The sequence below is a fragment of the Streptomyces sp. NPDC001796 genome (assembly GCF_042892355.1).
Classification (GTDB): domain Bacteria; phylum Actinomycetota; class Actinomycetes; order Streptomycetales; family Streptomycetaceae; genus Streptomyces.
This window is the reverse complement of sequence record NZ_JBIAUC010000001.1, coordinates 578402-591302: the sequence shown is the minus strand read 5'-3', so window position 1 is coordinate 591302 and position 12901 is coordinate 578402. Positions and strand designations below refer to the sequence as shown.

14 protein-coding genes and 1 riboswitch are annotated in these 12901 nt (G+C 69.1%); of the genes, 3 read left to right on the top strand and 11 right to left on the bottom strand.

Features of this window, described 5'->3' with window-relative positions:
• Positions 1-175 precede the first annotated feature (175 nt).
• Both ACFYZE_RS02620 and ACFYZE_RS02615 read right to left on the bottom strand, forming a co-directional pair.
• A complete protein-coding gene (locus tag ACFYZE_RS02620) occupies positions 176-1525 on the bottom strand; it encodes an NYN domain-containing protein (RefSeq protein WP_388987412.1) in 1350 nt (449 codons plus the stop codon).
• A gap of 34 nt (positions 1526-1559) precedes the next feature.
• Positions 1560-1799, bottom strand: a complete 240-nt coding sequence (locus ACFYZE_RS02615; RefSeq protein ID WP_388987409.1) for a hypothetical protein — start codon at positions 1797-1799, stop codon at positions 1560-1562.
• A 157-nt stretch (positions 1800-1956) separates the two neighbouring features.
• On the opposite strand from ACFYZE_RS02615, the gene ACFYZE_RS02610 reads away from it, so the two are divergent.
• Both ACFYZE_RS02610 and ACFYZE_RS02605 read left to right on the top strand, forming a co-directional pair.
• Positions 1957-2688: a rhomboid family intramembrane serine protease gene (locus ACFYZE_RS02610; protein ID WP_388987407.1), complete on the top strand. Its 732-nt coding sequence runs from the start codon at positions 1957-1959 to the stop codon at positions 2686-2688.
• Positions 2685-2966 carry an Lrp/AsnC family transcriptional regulator gene (locus ACFYZE_RS02605; protein WP_388987404.1) on the top strand — a complete coding sequence of 94 codons (282 nt, stop codon included), beginning with the start codon at positions 2685-2687 and terminating at the stop codon, positions 2964-2966. Before ACFYZE_RS02610 ends, ACFYZE_RS02605 begins: the two co-directional genes overlap by 4 nt.
• A 42-nt stretch (positions 2967-3008) precedes the next feature.
• Here the strand turns inward: ACFYZE_RS02605 and ACFYZE_RS02600 are convergent, their stop codons facing one another.
• From ACFYZE_RS02600 to ACFYZE_RS02565, 8 genes are all read right to left on the bottom strand, one after another.
• Positions 3009-4370, bottom strand: a complete 1362-nt coding sequence (locus tag ACFYZE_RS02600; protein ID WP_388987401.1) for an aminotransferase class V-fold PLP-dependent enzyme — start codon at positions 4368-4370, stop codon at positions 3009-3011.
• A 187-nt stretch (positions 4371-4557) separates the two neighbouring features.
• A riboswitch (SAM riboswitch) is annotated at positions 4558-4674 on the bottom strand.
• A gap of 80 nt (positions 4675-4754) precedes the next feature.
• The gene (locus ACFYZE_RS02595) at positions 4755-4925 is read right to left on the bottom strand and encodes a hypothetical protein (RefSeq protein ID WP_388987398.1); all 171 of its coding nucleotides are present in this window, start codon (positions 4923-4925) and stop codon (positions 4755-4757) included.
• A 26-nt stretch (positions 4926-4951) separates the two neighbouring features.
• On the bottom strand, positions 4952-5308 hold the full coding sequence (locus ACFYZE_RS02590; RefSeq protein WP_388987396.1) for a PRC-barrel domain-containing protein: 357 nt from the start codon (positions 5306-5308) through the stop codon (positions 4952-4954).
• 96 nt (positions 5309-5404) lie between these two features.
• The gene (trpD, locus tag ACFYZE_RS02585) at positions 5405-6469 is read right to left on the bottom strand and encodes an anthranilate phosphoribosyltransferase (protein ID WP_388987393.1); all 1065 of its coding nucleotides are present in this window, start codon (positions 6467-6469) and stop codon (positions 5405-5407) included.
• Between the two features lie 136 nt (positions 6470-6605).
• The gene (locus tag ACFYZE_RS02580; protein ID WP_388987390.1) at positions 6606-8243 is read right to left on the bottom strand and encodes a cytochrome bc complex cytochrome b subunit; all 1638 of its coding nucleotides are present in this window, start codon (positions 8241-8243) and stop codon (positions 6606-6608) included.
• Entirely contained in the window at positions 8240-9298 is a 1059-nt protein-coding gene (locus ACFYZE_RS02575) for a Rieske 2Fe-2S domain-containing protein (RefSeq protein WP_388987387.1), read from the bottom strand. Before ACFYZE_RS02575 ends, ACFYZE_RS02580 begins: the two co-directional genes overlap by 4 nt.
• Positions 9295-10107, bottom strand: a complete 813-nt coding sequence (locus tag ACFYZE_RS02570; protein WP_388987385.1) for a c-type cytochrome — start codon at positions 10105-10107, stop codon at positions 9295-9297. The genes ACFYZE_RS02575 and ACFYZE_RS02570 overlap by 4 nt, the downstream gene beginning before the upstream one ends.
• A 110-nt stretch (positions 10108-10217) precedes the next feature.
• Positions 10218-10838: a heme-copper oxidase subunit III gene (locus ACFYZE_RS02565; protein WP_103843096.1), complete on the bottom strand. Its 621-nt coding sequence runs from the start codon at positions 10836-10838 to the stop codon at positions 10218-10220.
• Positions 10839-11017: 179 nt separating this feature from the next.
• Between ACFYZE_RS02565 and ACFYZE_RS02560 the strand changes: the two genes are divergently transcribed.
• Positions 11018-11419 carry a hypothetical protein gene (locus ACFYZE_RS02560; protein ID WP_388987382.1) on the top strand — a complete coding sequence of 134 codons (402 nt, stop codon included), beginning with the start codon at positions 11018-11020 and terminating at the stop codon, positions 11417-11419.
• A 140-nt stretch (positions 11420-11559) separates the two neighbouring features.
• Here ACFYZE_RS02560 and ACFYZE_RS02555 read toward each other — a convergent pair whose 3' ends face one another.
• Complete coding sequence (locus ACFYZE_RS02555) at positions 11560-12816, bottom strand: Ig-like domain-containing protein (protein WP_388987379.1); 1257 nt, start codon at positions 12814-12816, stop codon at positions 11560-11562.
• Positions 12817-12901 lie beyond the last annotated feature (85 nt).

The following is a 12901-nucleotide window of genomic DNA, read 5'->3' as shown; positions in this document are numbered from 1 at the left end:
TCGTCGTGATGAATTCAAATCCTCACAGCAAAAAATCCTGTCACGCAAGGCATTCTTTGCACATGACGCACAGGAAGTGAGGCAGCCCTGACGCTAAGTCGCGTGACGGTTCCGTCAATTCGGGCATTGAGCCTGTACGTTGCGGTTGGCGACGTAGGTGATCTAAGGCCTGATTTCAGCCGCGCGAGAGACGCTTCAGCAGCACCGCCGAAGCGACCGGGCGCGCTCCCGCCCGCGCGACCCCGTCGGCCACCTCGCGGTCCGTGGAGACGACGATGACGGGCCGGCCCGGCGGCTCGGCGCGTACCAGCTGGCGGATCAACTCGTCGGCCGTGACGCCCGGTTTGGAGAACAGCACCCGCACCCCGCGCGGCGGAGCGAGCAGCACCGGTGCGGCCAGTTCCGCCCCGTCGAAGACACAGGTGACCTCGGCGCCGGTCTGCGCGGCGAGTTGGGAGAGCTGGCCGAGGAGCCTCAGGCGCTGCTTCTCCAGCGGCATCTGCGGATAGCCGGTCTTGGTGACGTTGTAACCGTCGACGACCAGGTGCACCTGGGGCAGTGCGAGCAACTGGTCGAGGATCGCGGGATCGTTCTCGGACAGCGCACGGGCGGCGATGTCCTTCGGGGTCATTCGTCCCGGTTCGACCGCGTCCACGGTCTCCGCCGGCCGCACGGAGACCGGTGGCAGCGCCAGTTCACGGCGCAGCCCCTGGGCCGCGTCGAGCAGGGTGTCGAGCAACAGCCGTACCCGCATGTCCTCGACGCTGCGCCCCTCGCGCGCCGCCCTGCGAGTGGCCTCCACGGTGGCCTCCGCCTCGCTCAGACGCGCCTTGAGCCGCCGGGTCTCGCTCTCGGCGGCGGAGAGCTGGACCTGCCCTTCGGCGCGCACCGCCTCGATCTCGCCCTGGGCCTTGCGCAGGGCGGCCTCGCCGCGTCTGACGTCGCTGAGGGCGGCTCGCAGTTTGCGGTGAAGCGAGTCGGCTTCCTTGCGGGCCGCGTCCAGCTCCGTCCGCAACCGCTCGGTCTCGGTGCGGGTGTGCTCGCGCGCGGCCGCCAGCTCCGCGCGCAGCCGCTCCAGCTCGGCCCGGCTCTCCTCGTCGGCGCGCTCGGCGTCGACGCGCTGGGCCTCCTCGCCGGCGGCGGTCACCAGCTTCACCCAGCCCGCCGGGCGCAGCACATAGGCCGCGGCCGCCACGTCGAGCGGGTCCGCGGCCGGGGGCGGGGAGCCGGAGTCCAGGGCGCCGGCGAGCTCCGGCTGGGCCTCTCTGAGCTTCTCGGCGATGCGCTGCCGGAACAGCGCGTCGGTCTCCACGGCCGCCGCCATGGCGTTGCCGGCGAACTTGGCCCGGCGGGTCGGGGTGAACCGGGCGTACTGCCGCAGCTGTGCGGGCAGTTCGGCGAGGGTCAGCCCGCCGAAACCGTCGGACACGATCTGCACGACCCGGCGGCGCACGCCGTCGGGCAGCGGACGGTCGAGCACCTCAGCGGTGCCGTCGACCGGCTCCCCGCCTTTGGTCTCAGCCATCCTTCACCCCATACGCCCTGCGGGGCCGCCTCCCTCAGGAGCCGGCGCCCGGCCTGTCCACGAGTTCCACCTGGTCGGCCGCGTTGCACCAGCGGCAACGGACCGACTCGATGGTCTCACTGACCACCTCGCGCTCCTCGACCTTCGGCTCCCCGGCCAGATCGAGGTGCACGTACTCGACGACCTTCGACGAGCGGGTCACGTCGAAACGGGTGAGGTTGCCACAGAGGGTGCAGCGCCAGCGGGTCGTCTCCGTCGGCAGGGGAACCGTCATCGTGGGTGCTCTTCCTTCTTCCAGTCTCCGTGATGCGCCAGTTTCCCTGGAGCGTGTGGCTCGTAACCCTACGGCCTGGCGAGTACCCGCCGCCCGCCCGTTCCACGGCGGCGAGGCACTCTGTGCGGATCGGTCCGGTTACGCCATGCTCTGTACCATGATCAGCACCTGGACCAGGTCGGCCGTGGGAGCGCTGCGCGGACAGTCGGCGCCGGTGACGTACGGGCTGATCGTCCTGTGCTGTGCGCTCTTCGTCGTCGGACCGGCCGCGGGGCTGAGTCCGGCCTACGGGACCGGGGACGCGCTGCTCGCCGCTCAGCGGGCCTACTTCGCCCGCTGGGGCGTGGTGCCGGCGGAGCTGTTCAGCGGGGCCCCGCGGGCGGCGCTGACGCCCGCGACCGCGCTGTTCGTGCACGGCAGCTGGGTGCATCTGCTGGGCAACATGCTCTTCCTCTACGTCTTCGGGGCCATGGCCGAGGAGCGGATGGGGCATGTGGAGTTCGCCCTGTTCTACCTGGGCTGCGGCTGTCTGGCGCTGCTGGGGTACGCGGCGGCCAACGCCGCGTCGGCGCAGACGCTGGTCGGAGCGTCCGGGGCGATCTCCGCGGTCCTGGGTGCGTTCCTGTTCCTCTTCCCCAAGGCGCGGGTGACCAGTCTCTTCCCGTTCCTGTTCTTCCTGCCGCTGAGGTTCCCGGCCTGGGTGGTGCTGCCGTTCTGGGCGTCCCTGCAGTGGATGGCGGCGGGCCGGGCCGCGCAGGGGCCCGGGGTGGCCTACCTGGCCCACCTGGTGGGGTTCTCGCTGGGGTTCCTCTACGCGTGGGTGCGCTACACGCCTACGAGTAGGGTGAAGCCACCAGCCGAGGCCCCCGAGGGAGAACAGCAGCCGTGATCACCGCGATCGTGCTCATCAAGACCAGCGTGGACCGGATCCCCGAGATCGCGGAGAGCATCGCCTCGCTGGATTCCGTCAGCGAGGTCTTCTCCGTCACGGGGACGTACGACCTGATCGCCATGGTGCGGGTGAAGGAGCACGAGGAACTGGCGGACGTCATCCCCGGGCGGATCAGCAAGATCCCGGGGGTGGAGGCGACGGACACCCACGTGGCGTTCCGTACGTACTCCCAGCACGACCTGGAGGCGGCGTTCGCGATCGGGCTGGACTCCTGATCCGCCCGATCCGCTGAACACCGCCTCACCGGCCCTGCCAGTTCAGACCGCCGGGACGCAGCGGCCGTTCTCCGTGCGGTACTGCCACCGCGCGCCGTCGCTCACCAGTTCCTTCACCGCGTTGACGAAGCGCTCCACATGCTCGTCGGGGGTGCCGGCGCCGAAGCTCACCCGGATCGCGTTGAGGGACTTCTCTCCGGGCGCCGCCTCGGGGGCGCCGCACTCGCCCTGGGTCTGGGGGTCGCTGCCGAGCAGGGTGCGGATCAGCGGGTGGGCGCAGAACAGGCCGTCGCGGACGCCGATGCCGTACTCGGCGGAGAGAGCGGCGGCGAAGTGGGAGCTGTTCCAGCCCTCGACGACGAAGGAGATCACGCCGACGCGGGGGGAGTCGTCGCCGAAGAGGGAGAGGACCCTGACCTCGCGAACGTCGGCGAGGCCCTCCCTGACCTTGCGGATCAGGTGCTGCTCCCGGGCGACCAGGGTGTCGAAGCCGGCCTCGGTGAGGGCCTTGCAGGCGGAGGCGATGGCGTAGGCGCCGATCACGTTCGGGGAGCCGGCCTCGTGGCGGGCCGCCGTGTCGTGCCACTCCACGTCCACTCCCCCGTCCGTCCTGCGTGTGACCTTGCGGCTGGCGCCGCCGCCCGCGAGGTACGGCTCGGCCTGGCGCAGCCAGTCGGCGCGGCCGGCCAGGACGCCGGAGCCGAAGGGGGCGTAGAGCTTGTGGCCGGAGAAAGCGACCCAGTCCACGTCGAGGTCCTTGACGGACACCGGGTGGTGCGGGGCGAGCTGGGCGGCGTCCAGGACGATGCGGGCGCCGTGCGCGTGGGCTGCCGCCGCCAGCTCGCGCACCGGCCACAGCTCGCCGGTGACGTTGGAGGCGCCGGTGACGCAGACCAGGGCCGGGCCGTGGGGTTCGCGGTCGGCGAGGGCGCGCTCCAGGGTCTCGACGGCCTGCCGGGGGCTGCTCGGGGCGTCGAGGTAGGTGACCCGGGCGTCCCGCCACGGCAGCAGGGAGGCGTGGTGCTCGGTCTCGAAGACGAAGACCTGGCAGTCGGCCGGGAGGGCGGCTGCGAGGAGGTTGAGCGAGTCGGTGGTGGAGCGGGTGAAGACCACCTGGTCGGTGTCGCGGCAGTCGAGGAAGTCGGCGACCGTGCGGCGGGCGTTCTCGAACAGGTCGGTGGACAGCTGGGAGAGGTAGCCGGCGCCGCGGTGGACGCTGCCGTAGTAAGGGGCGTACGCCGCCACGTCGTCCCAGACGCGCTGCAGCGCGGGGGCGCTGGCCGCGTAGTCGAGCGCGGCGTAGGTGACGTCGCCGCCGGTGACGAGCGGGACGGTGACATCACGGCCCAGAACGGGCAGCGGGGCACAGACGGACTGGTCGGCGGCAAGGGTGGAGACGGACATGGGTGTACTCCCGTAGGGCAGGCGAGACTCACCGGTGCCGGAGGCGCGCAAGGGCGCAACGGTATCCACGGCACGGAGAAGGTGAAAGGAGAAAAGGGTGTGCGGAGGCGGGGCTCTGCGGCCCTAGCGCATTCGCTTGCTCACGGAAGGCTCCCTCGAACGACCAGGACCCCTGGAAGGAACGAGGGGTCCGCGCTTGCCGCAGACCTCGCTGCCTGCGACCTGGTCTTCACCCGGGGCACCCCGCCACGGACGGAGGGTTGCCGGACAGTCGGCCGGGGCCGAATGACTGTCGCTCATGACCTGATGTGGAAGTTACGGCAAGTGATCAGCTGCTCGCAACTTCTGTCCGTATACCGGGACGGGCGGACCCGTCCCGGTGCGTCACCGAACCAGGTGGTGCTTCGAGTGCCGCCCCCAGCGCATGCCGAACAGGACGAGACTGGCCAGGAACACCACTATGCCGATGATCAGGAGGTAGAACAGCCCCTTCGCGACCGCGCCGATGATGCCGAGGGCGACCGCCGCGAGGATCAGGAACAGGAAGACCGCCATGGTGACCACTTCCTTCGGCCCGGGGATCAGCGGCGCGCGAGGCGGCGTCCGCGGTCGGCGCCGGGCTCATAGGCCCTGTCGTAGTGTTTGAAGATCTCTTCTTCCCGCTCGATCGGCAGCACGTCGTCCACGCCGATGGACGGCGCCTTGCGTACCTGCCCCTTGGAGTGGGCCACCTGGACGTATCCGGGTCCCACCGTCGCCTCGTCGATGGGGACGAAGACGAGCCTCTGCCGGGTCACCATCCCGGTGCGGACGGTGGCCATGGCGGGCGTGTCGGTGGTGGTGTCGACGTACACCGCCTCCAGGGACCCGATCTTGCGGCCCTTGGCGTCGATCACGTCCCGGTTGCGCCACTCGCGGATATCGGCTGAATGGATCATGCCCAGCCTCCTTGCGGCCCGCGGGGGGAGGAGCTGCCTTTGTCTCACTGTACTCCAGCCAGCCTGACCTGGCCTTTTCCGCGGGCCTGCCAGGAGTCAGGCGTTGCTGGCGGCCACCCACCGCTCCAGGGCGCGCTTGGCCGCTCCCGAGTCGATCGACTCGGCGGCCTTGGCCATGCCGGTGCGGAGCTGGTCCGCCAGCGGGCCGTCACCCGGCTCCAGCGCCACCAGGGCCGCTGCCGAGTTCAGCAGGACGGCGTCCCGTACCGGGCCCGTCTCCCCGTCGAGGAGGCGGCGGGCGACCTCGGCGTTGTGGGACGGGTCGCCGCCGCGCAGGGCCTCCACCGGGACCAGTTCGATACCGGCGTCGCGCGGGTCGAAGGTCTCCTCGGTGACCTTGCCGTCGCGGACGATCCAGACGTGGGACGTGGCAGTCGTCGTCAGCTCGTCGAGGCCGTCGTCGCCGCGGAACACCAGGGAGGAGTTGCCGCGCTCGGCGAGCACCCCCGCGATCATCGGCGCCAGTCGCGGGTCTGCGACGCCGACCGCCTGGGCCTTCACCTTCGCCGGGTTGGTCAGCGGGCCGAGGGCGTTGAAGACGGTCCGGATACCCAGCTGACCGCGCGCGGCGGCGACATGGCGCAGCGCGGGGTGGAACTTCACCGCGAAACAGAAGGTGATGCCCGCCTCCTCCGCGACCTGCGCCACCCGCTGGGGCGTGAGGTCGAGGTTGACGCCCAGCTTCTCCAGGACGTCCGACGAGCCCGACGCCGACGAGGCCGCGCGGTTTCCGTGCTTGACGACCTTGGCCCCCGTGCCGGCCACCACCAGCGCCGACATCGTGGAGATGTTCACCGTCTTCGCGCCGTCGCCGCCCGTGCCGACGATGTCGACCGTGCGGCCCGACACCTCGATCACGTTGGCGTGCTCGTACATCGCCCGGACCACACCGGTGATCTCCTCGACGGTCTCGCCCTTGGCCCGCAGCGCCACCACGAACCCGGCGATCTGCGCGTCCGTCGCCTCGCCGCGCATGATGCGGTCCATCGCCCAGGCCGTGTCGTCCGCGCTCTGGTCGCGGCCCTCGAGGAGCCCGTTCAGCACCTGGGGCCAGGAACGGCCCGCCGCGGTGTCGCCTCCAGCGGGGTGCACAGCGCTCATAAGCCGCTCCTGGGTCGGTGTCCCGGACTACGGGACGCGAGTCTCGAACAGGTCCACCCTATCCAGCCGGGAGCATGGCGAAGGGCCCCGTCCGAACACCGGACGGGGCCCTCCACCGTGGCGTGGCGTGCAGCGATCAGTGGTGGCCGTGGCCGCTCGTGATCTCCTTGTACTCCTCGACCGTGGGCTTGGGGATCTGGTTGTTCTCCCCGTAGTACGCGTTGCTGAGCTTGGCGCGCAGCTTCGCGGAGCCCTTGATCTTCCGCTCGACGCCGTTCTCGTCGACCGTCGGGCCGAGTTCGGCCGGCTTGTACTGCTCGTGCGCCGTGAGCGTGTGCAGCTGCTCCTGGCTGAGCGGCTCGTGGACCTCGATGAACTCACCGTGCGGCAGCCGCTTGATGATGCCCGACTCGCGGCCGTGCAGCACCTTGTCGCGGTCCCGGCGCTGCAGGCCGAGGCAGATCCGCTTGGTGACGATGAACACGAGGACCGGCACCACGAAGAAGGCGACGCGGACGAACCAGGTGATCGCGTTGATCGACAGGTGGAAGTGGGTGGCCCACAGGTCGTTGCCACCACCGACCAGCAGTACGAAGTACCACGAGATCCAGGCGGCACCGAACGCGGTGCGCGTCGGAGCGTTGCGCGGGCGGTCCAGGATGTGGTGCTCGCGCTTGTCGCCGGTGACCCAGGACTCGATGAACGGGTAGACCGCGATCGCGACCAGGACCAGCGGGAAGATCACCAGCGGGACGAACACGCCCAGGACGAGCGTGTGGCCCGCGAAGTTGATCTCCCAGCCCGGCATCGTGCGGATCAGGCCCTCGGAGAAGCCCATGTACCAGTCGGGCTGGGCGCCCGTGGACACCTGGTCCGGACGGTAGGGGCCGATGGCCCAGATCGGGTTGATGGTGGCGATCGCCGCGATGGCCGCGATGACGCCGAAGACCAGGAAGAAGAAGCCTCCGGCCTTGGCCATGTACACCGGCATCAGCGGCATGCCGACGACGTTGGTGTTCGTCTTGCCGGGGCCCGCGAACTGCGTGTGCTTGTGGTAGACGACCAGGATCAGGTGGCCCACCACCAGGCCGAGCATGATGCCCGGCAGCAGCAGGATGTGGATCGAGTAGAACCGGGCCACGAAGTCGCCGCCCGGGAACTGGCCGCCGAAGAGGAAGAACGACAGGTACGTGCCGACGATCGGCACGGACAGGATCGCGCCCTCCATGAAGCGGACACCGGTGCCGGAGAGCAGGTCGTCCGGGAGCGAGTAACCGGTGAAGCCGGTGAACATGCCGAGGACGAACAGCAGGAAGCCGAACACCCAGTTGATCTCACGCGGCTTGCGGAACGCGCCGGTGAAGAAGACGCGCATCATGTGCACGAACATGCCGGCGAGGAAGATCAGCGCCGCCCAGTGGTGGATCTGACGGACCAGCAGACCGCCGCGGACGTCGAAGCTGATGTGCAGCGTCGAGTTGAACGCCTCGCTCATCAGCTGACCCTGAAGCGGCACGTAACTGCCGTGGTACACCACCTCGTTCATCGAGGGGTGGAAGAACAGGGTCAGGTAGACACCCGTGAGGATGATGATGAGGAAGCTGTAGAGGCAGACCTCGCCCAACATGAACGACCAGTGGTCGGGGAAGATCTTCCGCATGTTGGACTTCGCCAGGGTGTAGATGCCCAGGCGTCCGTCGGCCCAGTCGGCGACGCGCTCGCCGGCCGGTGCCCGTCCGCGCGACGCGGACCCGTTGCTCGATGTAGTGCTCATCCGCGCTCCCAGAAGGCAGGACCGACGGGCTCCTCGAAGTCGCCGAGCGCTTCGAGGTAACCGTCCGCGTTGACGCCGATGCGCAGCTGCGGCAGGGCGTGACCGGCCGGGCCGAAGATGACCCGGGCACCGTCGGAGAGGTCGAAGGTGGACTGGTGGCACGGGCAGAGGACGTGGTGCGTCTGCTGCTCGTACAGGGAGATCGGACAACCCACGTGGGTGCAGATCTTCGAGTAGGCCACGATGCCCTCGTGGGACCACTCGAGTTCCTTCTTGTCCTTGATGTTCTCCGGCTGCAGCCGGACGATCATCAGCGCCGCCTTGGCGATCTCCACCTGGAAGTCCTCGCTGGTCTCCTCCAGGCCCTCGGGCTTGGCGAAGGTGAGCGAACCGACCTGGACGTCCGAGGGACGCAGCGGCTGGTTCGTGTTCATGTTGACGAGGAGCTTGCCCTTGGACCACATGGTGTGGCGCAGCTTCGTCCCGGGCAGCGGGCCCAGGTCGCGCAGCAGGAAGAGGCCGGAGAGCGGGAACATGGCCAGCGCGCCGAGCATCGTGGTGCGGATCAGCTTGCGGCGGCCGATCACCGACTCCTTGGCGCCCTGCCGGAAGTCGGCCATGACCTTGGCCTTGACCTCGGGGGACGCCTCGACCGGGTGACGCTCGTCGGCGATCTCCACGTCGGACATCAGGGTGCGGGCCCAGTGGACCGCGCCCGCGCCGATCGTGAACAGCGCCACGCCGAGCGTCAGGCCCAGCGCGAAGTTCATCGCGCTGATGTGCCCGATCGGGAAGACGTAGATCGACTTGTCGTTCGGGATCCCGACGTACGAGGCGATGAAGCCGAGGGTGGCCAGCATCGACACGGTGAACAGCAGGGCGACCGTGCGCTCGGAGCGCTTGGCGGCCCGCTCGTCGATGTCCTGGATGCGGTGCTCGTGGGGCGGCAGCCCCGGGTCGGCGAACGGGTTCTCCTCGTCCGCGACGGCTACCGCACCGGACTCGGTGTCCTGCTCAGCGGGCAGGTTCTCTTCTGGAATGTCGTGGCTACTCATGACTTCTTGGCCTTTGCGGTCCGAGCGGCGACCCAGACGGCGACGACGATCAGCGCGCCGAGGCCGAAGATCCAGGCGAACAGGCCCTCGGAGACCGGGCCGAGACCGCCCAGCTTGAGACCGCCGGGGTTCTCGGTCTGGTCGCCGTTGACCGCGTTCAGGTACGCGATGATGTCCTTCTTGTTCTGCTGCGACAGCGTGGTGTCCGGGAAGGACGGCATGTTCTGCGGGCCGGTCTGCATGGCCTCGTAGATGTGCTTGGGGTCGACACCCTCGAGGCTCGGGGCGAACTTGCCGTGCGTCAGCGCGCCGCCCTCACCGGTGAAGTTGTGGCACTGCGCGCAGTTCGTACGGAAGAGCTCACCGCCCTTGGCGATGTCGGCGCCTTCCGGGCTGTAGTCGTTCTTCGTCGGGATCGCCGGGCCGGCGCCGAGGGACGAGATGTACGCCGCGAGCTGGTCGATCTGGGTCTGGTTGTAGATCGGCTTCTTCCGCGGCACCTGGGCGCCCTGCGAGGTGGCGGCGGGCATACGCCCGGTGCCGACCTGGAAGTCGACGGCCGCGGCACCCACGCCCACCAGGCTCGGACCGTCGGAACTGCCCTGACCGTTGGTGCCGTGGCAGCTGGCGCAGCCCACCTGGTAGAGCTTCTTGCCCTCGTCGATGGCGAGGGACTGGGCGGTCGTATCGGCCTGCGCCTGGGTCGCGGGCGCGAACGCTGCGTACAGCCCCCCGGTGGCCGCCAGCGCGAGGAGTAGGACGACGACAGCCGCCAGCGGATGGCGTCGTCGTGCGGAGAGCTTTTTCACGGATTACCCCGGTGTCAGGATCTTCTGCGTCGATGCTTCTGGAGGTGGATCGGGTCGTCGGGGGCGATCGGCTCCCCCGGTCGGGGGACCGTCCGCCGCGCGGCGGCCGACTACCGGATCATGTAGATCGTGGCGAAGAGGCCGATCCAGACGACATCGACGAAGTGCCAGTAGTAGGACACGACGATGGCGGCGGTCGCCTGCTCATGGGTGAACCTGCGCGCCGCGTAGGTGCGGCCGAGGACCAGGAGGAAGGCGATGAGACCACCCGTCACGTGCAGGCCGTGGAAGCCGGTGGTCAGGTAGAACACCGAGCCGTACGGGTCCGAGGACAGCGAGAGGCCGTCCTTCTTGACCAGCTCGGTGTACTCGAAGATCTGACCGCCGACGAAGATCGCACCCATGATGAAGGTGACGATGAACCAGCCCCGGAGCTTCTTCACGTCCCCGCGCTCGGCGGCGAACACGCCGAGCTGGCAGGTCAGGGAGGAGAGCACCAGGATCGTGGTGTTCGTCGCCGAGAACGGGAAGTTGAGATGGCTCGCCATCTCCTTCCAGTGAGCCGGCCCGGTCACCGATCGCAGGGTGAAGTACATCGCGAAGAGGGCCGCGAAGAACATCAGCTCGGAACTCAGCCAGATGATGGTTCCGACGCTGGTGAGGTTCGGCCGGTTGACCGACGGGTGCGCGTGCCCGGTTTCTACTGTCGTTGCTGTCGCCACGACCGACATTATGTCGGTCGCTTATCTCGCCCTCACTCCGGGGGGTGCCGTTCGGAGTGTCCGTCCCGTCTGTAGTGCCCGGATGGCGCACCGAAGGGGGGTGCACGCCGGTGTCTACCCGGTGTCGCAGGGGGTAGCATCCGCACCGATGGTCCGTTCCGTACGACGACGACGTCCCGGAGGGAAGCATGCAGCCGACCGCCACGGTGCTGGTCTACAGCGACGACTCCAACACCCGCGCCCAGGTGCGGCTGGCCTCCGGCCGCAGGCCGGCTCCGGACGTTCCGGAGGTGGAGTTCGTCGAGTGCGCCACGCCGGAGGCCGTGCTCAGGGAGCTGGACAAGGGCGGCATCGATGTGTGCGTGCTGGACGGCGAGGCCGTGCCGATGGGCGGCATGGGCGTGTGCCGGCAGATCAAGGACGAGATCTTCCATTGCCCGCCGGTGCTGGTGCTGATCGCTCGGCCTCAGGACGCGTGGCTTGCGACCTGGAGCCGCGCGGATGCGGCTGTGGCGCTGCCGGTCGAGCCGGTCGAGTTCGCCTCTGCTTTGGCTGAGCTGTTGCGGCGCAGGGCCCTTACGAGCGCCTGAGCTCGGGTTCCTGGCCCGTACGGCGACCGGGGACGCGTTGTGGTTGCCCGCTCCCCCGAGTTCTCGGCTTCGCTCGGACAGGGGGACCCCCATCGCGGCGGAGCCGCACACGTCGCAGCCCCGCGCCCCTTGCGGGGCGCTCAGACGCTCTCCGGGCTCAGCCGCGCCGTCATCGCCGGGTTGGACGTGTCCGGGCTCAGGGCGCTGCCCTTCTGCCACTTCTTCCAGTCCACATTCCAGTCGCCGAAGCCGTTGCCGAACGGTTCCATCTGTTTGCCGCCCGAGTTGACGACCTGGACGATGTCTCCCTGCCGGACCGTGTTGTAGAACCACTGGGCGTACGAGTTGCTCATGCCCGTGCATCCGTGGCTGACGTTGGCGTACCCCTGGGAGCCCACGGACCAGGGTGCGGCGTGCACGTACTCGCCGCTCCAGGTGACCCGGGCCGCCCAGTAGACGTTCAGGTCGTAGGAGTCGCTGGAGCCCGCCGAGATGCCGATGGTGGTTCCGCGCATCCGTACGACGTAGCTCTTGTTCAGGATCACCTTGACGCCGTTGCGGGTCTCGTAGCCGGGCTTGCCGGTGGTGACGGGGATCTGCTTGATCGCCTGGCCGTTCTTGTAGACCGTCAGCCGGTGTGACGCGGAGTCCGTGACCGCGATGACGCTGTCCCCCGTGGTCAGCTTCACGGGCTTGGTGTCACCGCCCCAGAGGCGTTCGGCGATCTTCACCCCGGCGAGGTTGCTGTAGGCCGTGATGGTGGCGTGGACGGGCCAGTAGTCCTTGGGACGGTAGTGCAGCGTCTTGTCGTCCACCCAGTACCAGGAGCCCTCCACGGCGGGCACCGAGTCCACCCTGAGGGCACGCTCGACGAGGGCCCGCTGCGCCCTGTCCTTGACGGGCTCGCTGAGGGTGGCCGTGACGGGCTGGCCGACGCCGTAGGTCCCGGAGTCAGGGCCGAAGGTGACGTTCAGTACCTTCCTGGTCTTCGGGGTGCCGGTGTCGAACTCCAGGGTCTTGCGGCCCGGGTTGCCGTCCTCGTCCTCCGTGCTGACCTTCACGGTGTAGTGGGTGCCCGCGGCCAGCGGTGAAGTGCTGTGCCAGCGGCTGCCGTCGGCGGAGAGCTCACCGGCGACGTAACGTCCTCGGGAGTCGGTGGCGGTGACGTCCGTGATGCGCGCGTCCGAACCCGAGGCGGTGATCTCCAGTGGTTTGTCCGGGTCGACCTTCTTGCCGTCGCCGACCGGGGCGTCGAAGGCGATGTCGTCCGCCGCGTCGTACGGCTTCGCCGCCGGGTCCCCGTCCCCGCCGCAGGCGACGAGACCCGCACCGAGGGCGATCACCAGCAGGGTGCAGCCGACGACCGTGCCGTTCCTCAAGAACGCTGTGTGGCTCATGCCCTCACGCTAGGAACGTCCGTCAAGCATGGCGCGCCGGGCAATCCGTGTGGGGGACGTGAGACGCGGCAAAAGAGGGAGCCCG

Coding starts and splice junctions, on each gene's coding strand:
- ACFYZE_RS02620 (WP_388987412.1), bottom strand. CDS start 1,525: ATGGCTGAGACCAAAGGCGGGGAGCCGGTCGACGGCACCGCTGAGGTG.
- ACFYZE_RS02615 (WP_388987409.1), bottom strand. CDS start 1,799: ATGACGGTTCCCCTGCCGACGGAGACGACCCGCTGGCGCTGCACCCTC.
- ACFYZE_RS02610 (WP_388987407.1), top strand. CDS start 1,957: ATGATCAGCACCTGGACCAGGTCGGCCGTGGGAGCGCTGCGCGGACAG.
- ACFYZE_RS02600 (WP_388987401.1), bottom strand. CDS start 4,370: ATGTCCGTCTCCACCCTTGCCGCCGACCAGTCCGTCTGTGCCCCGCTG.
- ACFYZE_RS02595 (WP_388987398.1), bottom strand. CDS start 4,925: ATGGCGGTCTTCCTGTTCCTGATCCTCGCGGCGGTCGCCCTCGGCATC.
- ACFYZE_RS02590 (WP_388987396.1), bottom strand. CDS start 5,308: ATGATCCATTCAGCCGATATCCGCGAGTGGCGCAACCGGGACGTGATC.
- trpD (WP_388987393.1), bottom strand. CDS start 6,469: ATGAGCGCTGTGCACCCCGCTGGAGGCGACACCGCGGCGGGCCGTTCC.
- ACFYZE_RS02580 (WP_388987390.1), bottom strand. CDS start 8,243: ATGAGCACTACATCGAGCAACGGGTCCGCGTCGCGCGGACGGGCACCG.
- ACFYZE_RS02575 (WP_388987387.1), bottom strand. CDS start 9,298: ATGAGTAGCCACGACATTCCAGAAGAGAACCTGCCCGCTGAGCAGGAC.
- ACFYZE_RS02565 (WP_103843096.1), bottom strand. CDS start 10,838: ATGTCGGTCGTGGCGACAGCAACGACAGTAGAAACCGGGCACGCGCAC.
- ACFYZE_RS02560 (WP_388987382.1), top strand. CDS start 11,018: ATGCAGCCGACCGCCACGGTGCTGGTCTACAGCGACGACTCCAACACC.
- ACFYZE_RS02555 (WP_388987379.1), bottom strand. CDS start 12,816: ATGAGCCACACAGCGTTCTTGAGGAACGGCACGGTCGTCGGCTGCACC.